This is a genomic window from Janthinobacterium sp. AD80, assembly GCF_002878455.1.
Taxonomy (GTDB): domain Bacteria; phylum Pseudomonadota; class Gammaproteobacteria; order Burkholderiales; family Burkholderiaceae_D; genus Janthinobacterium.
Genome location: NZ_NRDQ01000174.1, coordinates 1 through 9,935, shown reverse-complemented (window position 1 = coordinate 9,935; position 9,935 = coordinate 1). Strand labels below are relative to the sequence as shown.

At 63.4% G+C, this 9,935-nt stretch carries 10 protein-coding genes; 6 read left to right on the top strand and 4 right to left on the bottom strand.

What is annotated here, in order from left to right; translation table 11 throughout:
• Positions 1–143: 143 nt before the first annotated feature.
• Genes JaAD80_RS25080 through JaAD80_RS25070 form a run of 3 tightly spaced genes read left to right on the top strand, consistent with a single transcriptional unit; the run spans position 144 to position 3,631 of the window.
• Positions 144–896 carry a glycosyltransferase family 4 protein gene (locus JaAD80_RS25080; RefSeq protein WP_258003167.1) on the top strand — a complete coding sequence of 251 codons (753 nt, stop codon included), beginning with the start codon at positions 144–146 and terminating at the stop codon, positions 894–896.
• A complete protein-coding gene (locus JaAD80_RS25075; protein WP_102298601.1) occupies positions 886–2,424 on the top strand; it encodes an MBOAT family protein in 1,539 nt (512 codons plus the stop codon). Before JaAD80_RS25080 ends, JaAD80_RS25075 begins: the two co-directional genes overlap by 11 nt.
• A gap of 13 nt (positions 2,425–2,437) precedes the next feature.
• Entirely contained in the window at positions 2,438–3,631 is a 1,194-nt protein-coding gene (locus tag JaAD80_RS25070; protein ID WP_102298599.1) for a hypothetical protein, read from the top strand.
• Between the two features lie 81 nt (positions 3,632–3,712).
• Here the strand turns inward: JaAD80_RS25070 and JaAD80_RS25065 are convergent, their stop codons facing one another.
• Together JaAD80_RS25065 and JaAD80_RS25060 are read right to left on the bottom strand one after the other, a co-directional pair.
• A complete protein-coding gene (locus JaAD80_RS25065) occupies positions 3,713–4,321 on the bottom strand; it encodes a hypothetical protein (protein WP_146012528.1) in 609 nt (202 codons plus the stop codon).
• Between the two features lie 14 nt (positions 4,322–4,335).
• Positions 4,336–6,081, bottom strand: coding sequence for a S8 family serine peptidase (locus JaAD80_RS25060; protein ID WP_102298597.1), 1,746 nt, complete (start codon positions 6,079–6,081; stop codon positions 4,336–4,338).
• 415 nt (positions 6,082–6,496) lie between these two features.
• Here JaAD80_RS25060 and JaAD80_RS25055 point away from each other — a divergent pair, with 415 nt between their 5' ends.
• Complete coding sequence (locus tag JaAD80_RS25055) at positions 6,497–7,501, top strand: 2-hydroxyacid dehydrogenase (protein WP_102298596.1); 1,005 nt, start codon at positions 6,497–6,499, stop codon at positions 7,499–7,501.
• On the opposite strand, the gene JaAD80_RS25050 is transcribed toward JaAD80_RS25055, so the two are convergent.
• Positions 7,490–7,876 carry a TfoX/Sxy family protein gene (locus JaAD80_RS25050; protein WP_374755279.1) on the bottom strand — a complete coding sequence of 129 codons (387 nt, stop codon included), beginning with the start codon at positions 7,874–7,876 and terminating at the stop codon, positions 7,490–7,492. The genes JaAD80_RS25055 and JaAD80_RS25050 overlap by 12 nt on opposite strands.
• Positions 7,877–7,932: 56 nt before the next feature.
• The gene (locus tag JaAD80_RS25045; protein WP_102298595.1) at positions 7,933–9,162 is read right to left on the bottom strand and encodes a hypothetical protein; all 1,230 of its coding nucleotides are present in this window, start codon (positions 9,160–9,162) and stop codon (positions 7,933–7,935) included.
• A 185-nt stretch (positions 9,163–9,347) separates the two neighbouring features.
• Between JaAD80_RS25045 and JaAD80_RS25040 the strand changes: the two genes are divergently transcribed.
• Together JaAD80_RS25040 and JaAD80_RS25035 are read left to right on the top strand one after the other, a co-directional pair.
• Positions 9,348–9,578: a hypothetical protein gene (locus tag JaAD80_RS25040; protein WP_102298594.1), complete on the top strand. Its 231-nt coding sequence runs from the start codon at positions 9,348–9,350 to the stop codon at positions 9,576–9,578.
• Positions 9,575–9,935, top strand: a 361-nt coding sequence (locus JaAD80_RS25035) for a MepB family protein (protein WP_102298592.1), incomplete at its 3' end; no start/stop codon positions are given. The genes JaAD80_RS25040 and JaAD80_RS25035, both read left to right, overlap by 4 nt.

Sequence of the window (9,935 nt, the reverse complement as noted above, 5' to 3'; positions counted from 1 at the left end):
GGGCGAACTGCTGGCGCAGTCGTTCGACCGCGACACGAATGCCGCGCTGCATACGGAATTGTCGGACCGCGAGTTCCAGGTCTTCCTGCGCCTGGCGCGCGCGGCTGGCCGACCGGCTGGCGGGGCGGCTGACGGAGTGGATGGTGCAGACCAGCTACGCGCAGACGCGCCGCGCCTTGCAGCTGGCCGACGTCGTGATTGCCCTGGGCGAGGCCGAGCGCGATGCCATCGTGCACGGTTTTGACTTGCCGGCGACATCCATCCGCGTCTTGCCAAATGGCATCAACCCGCATTTCTTCACGGCCAATGGCGATTTGTTCCTGCGCGAGACGGGCATCGCCGGGCCATTCGTGCTGGTGGTGGGCAGCATCTCGCCCTATAAAAACCAGCTGGGGCTGGCACAGGCGCTGACGGGCGCCGGCGTGCCCGTGGTGCTGATCGGCGCGGCGCCGCGCGAACAGCAGGCCTATCTGCAGCAGTTGCTGGACTTGCCGCACGTCAGCTGGCTGGGCGCGCTCGACCATGCCGACCCGCTGCTGGCCAGCGCCTACCACGCGGCGGCCGTGGCGGCCTTGCCCAGCCAGGGCGAAGTGTTTCCCTTGAGCGTGCTCGAAGCGCTGGCGGCCGGCACGCCCGTCGTCATGACGGCGCACAGCGCGCTGGACTTGCCCGATTCCGCCTTCGCCCTGCGCAAGGTGCGCTGGGACGATGGCCCGGCGCAGCGCCAGGCCGTGCTGCAACTGCTGGCGCTGGCACCGGAACGGCTGCGCGTGCGGGCCCTGGTCGAGCGTTTTACGTGGGAGCGGGTGGCGGCGCAGATCGCCGATTGCTATGTCCAGCTGCATGCCGGCACCAGTCGCGCCGCGCTGCCTACAAGGAGGAGCCATGCTGTTTAATTCCTTTGCTTTCCTGTTTGCCTACCTGCCCGTGGTGCTGGCCGGCTATTTCCTGCTGGACCGCTGGGCGCCCGTGGTGGGCAAGGCGGCGCCCATGTCCTGGCTGGCGGCCGCCTCGCTGTTCTTCTACGCCTGGTGGGACGTGCGCTACCTGCCGCTGCTGCTGGGCTCGATCTGCGTCAATTACTGGGCCGGCCGCTTGATGGGAACGCGCTCCGGCACGGCCCGCAAGCGCGTGCTGGTGCTGGCGCTGGCCTTGAACCTGGGTTTGCTGGGCTGGTATAAATATGCGAATTTCTTCATCGATAGCGTCAACAGCGTGGCCGCCAGTGCTGGCGCTGCCAGCCTGCCGTGGTCGGGCCTGGATATCATCCTGCCGATCGGCATTTCGTTCTTCACTTTCACGCAGATCGCCTTCCTCGTCGATTGCTACCGGGGCGAAGTGCGCGAATACCGCTTCATGCATTACGTGCTCTTTGTCAGCTATTTCCCCCACCTGATCGCCGGCCCCGTGCTGCACCACCGCGAAATGATGCCGCAGTTCGCCGAACCCGCCAACGCCCACCCGCGCGCGGCCAACTTTGCCATCGGCATGTCGATCTTCGTCATCGGCCTGGCAAAGAAGGTACTGATCGCCGACAACCTGTCGCCGCTGGCCATTCCCGTCTTCGCGGCCGGCGCCGAACCGACCTTCATCGAGGCGTGGATCGGCGTGCTGGCGTATACCTTCCAGCTGTATTTCGATTTTTCCGGCTATTCGGACATGGCCATCGGCTTGTCGCGCCTGTTCGGCGTGAAATTGCCGCTGAACTTCAATTCGCCGTACAAGGCCGCCAGCATCACGGAGTTCTGGCGCCGCTGGCACATGACGCTGTCGCGCTTCCTGCGCGACTATTTATATATCGCCATGGGCGGCAGCCGGCGTGGCGAAGCCATCCGCTACCGCAACCTGATGCTGACCATGCTGCTGGGCGGCCTGTGGCATGGCGCGGGCTGGACCTTTGTCATCTGGGGCGGCTTGCACGGCCTGTTCCTGGTGGTGCAGCAGGCGTGGCGCAAGGTGTTTGGCGCGGCGACCGGGCGCTGGTGGCCGGCCGCATTGACCTTTCTTGCCGTCATGCTGGCGTGGGTCTTCTTCCGTTCGCCCGACGTGGCCACGGCCTGGGACATCCTGGGCGCCTTGGTGGGGGCGAACGGCATCAGCCTGCCACGGGGCCTGGCCAGCCATGCGGCCAGCCTGGCGCAATGGGGCGTGCAGCCCGCCTTCGACGGCATCCGCTGGATCGAACTGGTGGGGCCGGGCTTGCCGGTCTTGCTGCTGGCCATGCTGCTGGCCTTCAAGGCGCCGAACACGCAGGAAATCTTCTTTCAGCACGAGCCGGCCATTGAGCGCATCTTCCAGCCCGACGGCCGCTGGCGCTTCAGCTGGCGCCCCACGCGCGGCTGGAGTCTGGGCTTTGCCGCGCTGTTCGTCGCCTGCATCTTCGGCATGAACCGGGTCACCGAATTTCTCTATTTTCAATTCTGATGCTGGACACGCCATGGACACTTCTTCCCGCCGCTACCTCGTCTGGTTCTTCGCCTGCGCCTTCCTGGCGCTCGCTTGCGTCTCGGCCCTCAACTACCGCATCGACCCTTATTTACTGCACCAGTGGGACAGCCCGATGCTGCAGCGCTTGCGCCCGACGAATGAAAAACTCTCGGCCTGGGGCAAGACGTATGCCGTGGCGCGCTACCGGCCGTCCATCATCTACATCGGCAATTCGCGCACGGAAATGGGCTTGCCGACCCGGGCGCAGGAAACCTTTGCCGACAAGAGCGTGTTCAACAGCGCCGTCTCGGGCGCCTCGCTGGGCGACGCCATCCAGCTGGCCGAGCACGCGACCAAGGTCAGCCGCATCGAAACCATGGTGTGGGGCGTCGATGCGCCCACCTTCTCGCTGGACCTGGGTTCGGCCCGCGTGGAAGACGGCTTGACGGGCGCGGGCAAGGCATTTTTCGCCCAGCGCGCCTTGCTCAATCTCAAGCGCGGGCTGACGGTGGACATGACGCACGACAGCCTGCGCATCCTGAACGGCAGTTTCGGCGACGTCTGCCGTTCCAGCCTGGCCCTGTACGGCCAGCGCGACGAGACCTGCGTCATCAGCCGCATGCAGGGCTGGGGCGGGGCGGCGCAAGCCATTCCCTTGCGCCTGCAGGAGTTCGGCGATGGCGAAGGGCCGACGCCGCCGTCCACGCCCGCGCTCGACGCCAGCCTCGGCAAGCTGTGCCAGGGCAGCATGCGCCTGCGCATGTACATCAACCCCACGCATGCGCTGACGATGGACGTGCTGCACTGGCGCGGCAAGTGGGATGCCATGCAAGCCTGGCAGCGCGACCTGGTGCGGGTGGTCGAGCGCCACCGAAATGCGGGCTGCGACGTGCGCCTGTATGACTTTTCCGGTTTTAACAGCGTCACCACCGACCCCATCCCGCTGGCCAGCGGCAAGCCTGAGATGCGCTATTACTGGGAAGTGTCGCACTACCGCGACAACGTGGGCCGCTTCATCCTGGCGCGCCTGTTCGGCGGTGACGTCGCTGTGCCCGACGATTTCGGCATCGAGCTGACTTCCGCCACGCTCGACGCCCACCAGGCGGCCATGCGCGCCGCGCGCGACCGCTATCATGTGGAACACGCGCTGGAAACGGCGTACGTGAAGAAAATACTCAACGGGCCGCGCATCAAGCACTTTTGATGTCGGGCGCGGCCCTGGCAGGGTTGCCAGGCAACGCTGCCGCCGCATGCGGGCTGGGTACTGCGCCCGCATGCCGGCAACTTAGCGCCGCTTCAGCTGGTCGCTGCTGGCAAACGACTGACGGATTTCCGGTTCCACGGCTTTCACGCAGCGGTGGTTCTGCAACAGCGGCATGGCCGCCAGGGCCGCCGCCGGTGAGGCATAGTCGAGTATCAGCAATTGTGCCGCACTGGACGCCAGCAGCACCTTGCCCTTGCTTGCCTGCGCCAGGGCTGCAGCCTCGGCCGTTTCCTTGCAATACACCTTGAGCCGCGAGGTAAGCAGGGCAGGCGCGCCGGAGCGTTGATTGACCACCACCGCGAACGGTTCGCTGTGCGCCGCGCCGCCCGACAGTTTCGCCGCGCCCGTGGCTGCCGCTGTGTTGCCCCCCGCGCCGCCGGTGAGGCTGATGCTGTACGGGCCGATACGCGCCAGTTCCGCCTTGGGTCTGTCTTGCTCACCCGCGTCCGCATTCAGCTTTTCTACCCTGGCGTTCGGCACCAGGCGAAATGCCGTTGCGCCGATCTTGAATGTCGCGCCGGTCGCCGCCTGCTGCAATTGCGCCGTGGTATCTTCGTCCGCATGCGCCAGTTGCGGGAAAGACGACGCAATGTTGAGCAGTAAAAGCGCCAGAAAGAGTTTCGTTTTCATGTACATTTCCTTAGTCAGTGTCCCAGAATACGCAAGTTCCACGTCACCAGTTTTGCGCCGATGACCTTGGTTGGATCGCGCACGTCCGTCAATTGCAGGGTCCAGGTACCGGCGGAGCTTTCATTCAAGAAAGCGTTGCTGGCCATGAAATCGATGAAGAAGCCGGCAGACCCTTTGGGCATCGCCGCCGCAGCGGAAAACGGCGTCAGCACGTAGCTCTTGCTGCCGCCAGGCGAGGTGAGTATGGCGCGCAAGTTCGCAGGAGCCTGGTGCGTCGTGGTAATGCCAAGCTGGACTGTTTCAACCTTCATTGCCTGCGCAATGGCGATGCTTGCCGCGCCGCCCTTGTCGTTCAGGTAGGGAATGTCGACCGGGGCGCCGGCATAGGTTTGCACCTGCGTGTCTTGCAAGGCGGGCAGGCTGGCGAAGGTCCTGGCCATCTTGACGGCCTGCGTCGCATCGACCAAGCCAAAACCGTACCAGTTGCTGAAGGCATGGCCTGCCTTGTTGACACTCCAGCCGGGGTCCAGGGTGAGTCCCCTGAATGTAACGAGCGCTTGTGCGGCGTCGATCTTCTTTGCCGTGGTGGCCAGAATGGCCTTCACGTCCCGCGCCGTCAAGTTCGGATTGACCTGCAGCATCAAAGCGGCCACGCCGGACACCATCGGGGCGGCGGCCGACGTGCCGTTCATGCTGGAACGGTAGTTACAACTCTTGTCTATCGCCGAGGCATCCGTATCGAGGTCATTCCGGGGCGCGGCGCGATTCCTGTTCTCGCCTTGTTCGCAGCCGCTTTGATCGGTGCTGATGATCGCGGGATCGAAATTGACGCTTCTCGGATTGTCGCCTTTGAAATATTTTTTTTGCCCGCCATACTCGCCGCCAAAGCCCGCCACCCACATGCTGGAACCTGCGGACGAGTAGCTCGAACGCACTCCTTTGGCATTGACGGCCGCCGTGGTAATGACATAGGCGTAAGAATTCGTGTCGTCAAAATTGGCCGGAATACAGCCCAGCTTGAATTCCTTGGCATCGTCGCAAGCGTTGGTACGGCCCCTATCATTCTCAAAGGAATTTCCCGCGGATTTGACGTAAATGCCGCCTTTGCCATTTCTGCTGGCCTGCATGCGCTTTTCAAAGGCTTCGACCTCATTTTGCGACACGGCAGGAGGTGCATTCCTTGGAGTGCCCCAGCTATTGTTAAAGACGTCCGCCTGGGACGAAGATCCTTCCCCCCATGAATTGAACAAACTGTAATCCGATTGGGCTTCCAGAAAGTTGAATCCCCTCAATTTTGCTTCCGGTGCCACGCCGCGGCCGCCCTTGGCATTCCAGCCAACGGCCGCGATAATGCCGGCCACCGAGGTGCCGTGATCACCCTGGAAGCCGAAATTGGTCGGATCGGTGGAATTGTCGATGAAATTCGTCGATCCCCCGGCGACCACGTTGGCGGCCAGATCTTCATGCGCGATTTCCAGTCCTTCGTCGATGACCGCCACCTGGACGCCGGCGCCGCGGACATTGTCCTTGTGCAGCGTGCCGATATTCAGGTCGACACCCGTGGTCGGCAGAGTGTCGGCCAAGGCATCTTGCCCGCGGTTTTCCAGATACCATTGATAGCGGTACAGGGGGTCGGCGGTGTCTACCGGCTTTGGTTCGGCCACGCCAACCGGCACGCTTTTACTCTCGCCCCCGCCACCACCGCATCCAGCGAAAAGTGCGGCGGTCATAATGGATAGCCCTACATGTGCGTTTTTCATGCTTCCCCTTGAAGTGTCCAGATGATTGTCGAGCCCATCGTTCGGAAATGGAAGACAATGCTGGCCGCGCATTTTTTTGTGTAAAAGGTCAAAGCGCGGCGGTTGCATCACGACAAATGGTGATGAGAATTGCCTGCCGCGCCTATAGGAATGGTCTGAAAGTTGCCTGAGTGGCAAAGTGTCGCTTTTCTGCGTCGCCAGACGCCTTCACGGCGGATATGCGGGTGGCCTCGCCTGGCTTTGGCGGGGCAGGAAAAGCGCGCCCCACGGGCTGGCGGCGCCCCATCGCCGTGGCAGGGCCGCCGCATGGCGCGGCGTGCCTGCACAAGCGTACGCGTTGGCATGCGCGGGTTTGTTATGATGATGTTTTGCTTTCCGGTATTGTTTTTCGCCGGTTCACTTGACAGGACGCCCCATGAAAATCGCCTTCTTCGCCAGCCAGCCCTACGACCGCCGCTTCTTCGACGAAGCCTTGCCGTCCCAGCCCGAAGCAAGCGGCATCGAACTGGTGTACCACAGCGCCTTGCTGAGCCAGGAAACCGTGGTGCTGGCGCAAGGCGCCGAAGCCGTTTGCGTCTTCGTCAACGATGTGCTTGACGCGCCCGTGCTGCAAGCCTTGCACGGCTATGGCGTGCGCGCCATCCTGCTGCGCTGCGCCGGCTACAACAACCTGGACCTGGAAACGGCGAAACGCCTGGGCTTTTTTGTCGCCCGCGTGCCTGCGTACTCGCCGGAAGCCGTGGCCGAATACACGCTGGCCCTGGTGCAGACCCTGAACCGCCACACGCACCGCGCCTATGCGCGCGTGCGCGAAGGCAATTTCTCGCTGGACGGCTTGCTCGGTTCCACCTTGCACGGCATGACGGTGGGCATTGTCGGCACGGGCAAGATCGGCCTGGCGACGGCGCGCATTTTCAAGGGCTTCGGCTGCACCGTGCTGGGCCACGACCCGTATCCGGCGCCGGCGTTCGCCGAGCTGGGCACCATGGTGGAATTGCCGCAGCTGCTGGCCCAGTCCGACATCGTCTCGCTGCATTGCCCGCTGATGGACAGCACGCGCCACATGATCAGTGAAGAAACCTTGCCGTTGATGAAGAAGGGCGCCATGCTGGTGAATACCTCGCGCGGCGGCCTGATCGACACGGGCGCCGTCATCGAAGCGCTGAAGTCGCGCCAGCTCGGTTCGCTCGCCATCGACGTCTACGAGCAGGAAAGCAATCTGTTCTTCCAGGACCGTTCGTCCGACATCATCGACGATGACATCTTCCAGCGCCTGATGACCTTCCCGAACGTGCTGGTGACGGGCCACCAGGGCTTCTTCACCATCGAAGCGCTGCGCGAGATCGCCGCCATCACCTACCATAACCTCGCGTGCTTCCGCCAGGGCAAGGCATGCGAGAACAGCGTCTTAACTGGCTGATGCCGGTTTTTTAGGCTTGGGCGGCGGCTTCGGTTTCGGCTGGGGCAGCGCATCGGCCGTGCGGCGCGCCAGCTGGACCAGCCAGTCGCGTTCGTCCCACATGCCGCCATCGATGAGGAAATACGGCTTGGCCTGAGGGTAGGGCGGCGCTTCCTGCGGCGTGCCTTGCGCGCTGATCCATGCGCGCCCCGCGTCCGTCGGCTTGATGAACAGCTGGTCGTCGGCGACGATGGCGAACATCTTGCCGTCGCAATACAGGCCGTACTCGCCAAACATTTTTTTCGCGCTGATGCCGCCTGCGCCCGCCAGCTGGTCGAGCAGGTAATCCACGGTGCCTTGCTGTGATGCCAGGCGTGTCTCCTTGGTGAAATGCATCCTGGCCCAGACGCAGGGAGTGCGTTGATCTCCCGCATCGAGGCTGTCAAATTTGCCTAAAGCGTATATTTATATGACCACAGCTGCGCCCGCTGGAATTCCTCGCTGAACAGTTCCGCAAGGCTGTCGGCGAACTTGCCGCGCTGCGCCTCGCTCTGGCCTGCGGCCGGCAGCATCAGCACGATCGTCATTCTCCGTTGCCCGGTATCGCAAAATACATAGGGTTTGCTGCTTTCCCATTCCACGGTAACGACGTCGAAGCGCGTGAGGCCGTACGCCGCGTCGTAGTGTGCCTCGATGCGGATGGCGCTCTGGCCTGCGCTCTGCCCATTTTCCAGGCAATCGGCCACCTTGGCGCGGAATGCGGGCACCAGCGCGCTCCACGCCGGCTGCAGCTGCTCGTCTTCGATTTTCTTCTGGAAGGCATAGGCGATGGCTTCTTTCACCATTCTCTCTGGCGCATGGTCATTGAGTTCCGTATGGCGGAAAACAGGCTCCTTGGGCAGGTTCCAGTAATCATGGGCAAGCGCCCCGGCGACACTCGCTGCCTCAATGGGGTCGGTGCTTGCTTTCAGGGTGTGCGCCAGATCCAGCAAGTGTGCCAGCAGCGGCGCCAGCTTGGTGGCCTGCTGCTTCATGTCATTCAGCGAGGCGAGCAGATAGTCGAATGCCTGTTCGTCGACGCTGGCGGCCTTTGGGCAGGTGTGGCGGTTCATCAGCACCGGCGGGCGGTCAATGTCCTGGGCGGGTACATAGGGCTGGAAATATTCCCGGTTTTTCAGCGCATCGGCCCTGTCCAGCGCCTGTTCGATCAGCCGCAGCAGTGCCGAGCGCCCGAGCTCATACTTGCTGACCAGCAGCGAGGCACCGTCCAGCTTGTATTTGTGCGCATGTTTCTTGCCGGCCGCGACAGGCTTGAAATCGTCGATCACTTGCTGCGCAGTGAGGAAATACAGGGATTGCTCATCCTCGGTCCCCGTATGCGCTATCAGGAAGAACGAGTCGCGCGCCTGGTTCTGCTCGTCGAGCAGATAGTCCGGGCTGATATACACCGTGGTCGACGTGTCCTGCAAAAACTTGGCTTGCACCAGGCCGAACAGGGCGCGGCTGGAATTGAGCTTGTGCGCGAGAGCACGGCGCTGCACGATGAAATCGGCGCCCTCGATATCGACCGAGCGCTCCAGGACCCAGAAACGGTCGAGCAGAAGGGCCTTGGTGCGCGCTTCCCCGATCGACCCATTTTCCATGATGGTCAGCCAGGTGGGTTTCTTGCAGGAGTCGTCCATCTTGTTGCGTGTCCCATTGAGAGGTGAGGCGGGCAGGGCGGGCCTGCCCGTCAAGCCCGGCGCCAGTGGCCGTGCTGAGCGTAAATCATCGAAAAGCGCACGTCAACCCGGCCCGCCGGCACGGGCGGTGCACCTTGCTGGAAATCGGGTAAACTCGGGGCCTTGTTTTTTGACGCTCCCATCTCATGACCAGCAGCATCACGCACCGCGGCATCCGCATTACCACCCTGGCCGCCAGCGACACTATCGAGGCGCACTGCGCCCCCGGCCACACGGCCATCCGCCAGCAGGCCGATGGCTGGTGGCTGTATTTCGTCGACAGCGACGGCAGCATCGACGGCTACGACAGCCCGTTCGCCAGCCATGCGGAAGCCCTGTGGGCGGCCAAGGCGGCAGCCGAATTCAGCGCGGAATGACCTCGGGTCCCTGGAAAACCAGTCCCTGGGCTTGCCTGGGCCTGGCGCAGGCGCCCGTGCCCGAGGCGGAAAGCGCGCAGTACGGCGCCTGCCGCGCGCAGCTGCACGGCAGGCCGCTGGTCTTGCGCATCGCCAAGACCACGCCCACCAAGACGGGACAGTTCTTCACGCTGTGGAAACGCCTGCACCCCGCCGCCGACATCGCCCCGCTGGACGAGAATGACCCGCTCGACTTCGTCATCGTGGCCGTCGACGACGGCGCCACGCGGCACGGCCTGTTCATTTTCCCGCGCGCCGTGCTGCTGGCGCGGGGTGTTCTGTCGCGCGCGGGCCAGGGCGGCAAGCGCGCGCTGCGCG

What these genes read in the sequence shown, in the direction of transcription:
- JaAD80_RS25045 (WP_102298595.1), bottom strand. Translation starts at nt 9,162, where the DNA reads ATGGACGACTCCTGCAAGAAACCCACCTGGCTGACCATCATGGAAAAT.
- JaAD80_RS25065 (WP_146012528.1), bottom strand. Translation starts at nt 4,321, where the DNA reads ATGAAAACGAAACTCTTTCTGGCGCTTTTACTGCTCAACATTGCGTCG.
- JaAD80_RS25050 (WP_374755279.1), bottom strand. Translation starts at nt 7,876, where the DNA reads ATGCATTTCACCAAGGAGACACGCCTGGCATCACAGCAAGGCACCGTG.
- JaAD80_RS25040 (WP_102298594.1), top strand. Translation starts at nt 9,348, where the DNA reads ATGACCAGCAGCATCACGCACCGCGGCATCCGCATTACCACCCTGGCC.
- JaAD80_RS25075 (WP_102298601.1), top strand. Translation starts at nt 886, where the DNA reads ATGCTGTTTAATTCCTTTGCTTTCCTGTTTGCCTACCTGCCCGTGGTG.
- JaAD80_RS25055 (WP_102298596.1), top strand. Translation starts at nt 6,497, where the DNA reads ATGAAAATCGCCTTCTTCGCCAGCCAGCCCTACGACCGCCGCTTCTTC.
- JaAD80_RS25070 (WP_102298599.1), top strand. Translation starts at nt 2,438, where the DNA reads ATGGACACTTCTTCCCGCCGCTACCTCGTCTGGTTCTTCGCCTGCGCC.
- JaAD80_RS25060 (WP_102298597.1), bottom strand. Translation starts at nt 6,081, where the DNA reads ATGAAAAACGCACATGTAGGGCTATCCATTATGACCGCCGCACTTTTC.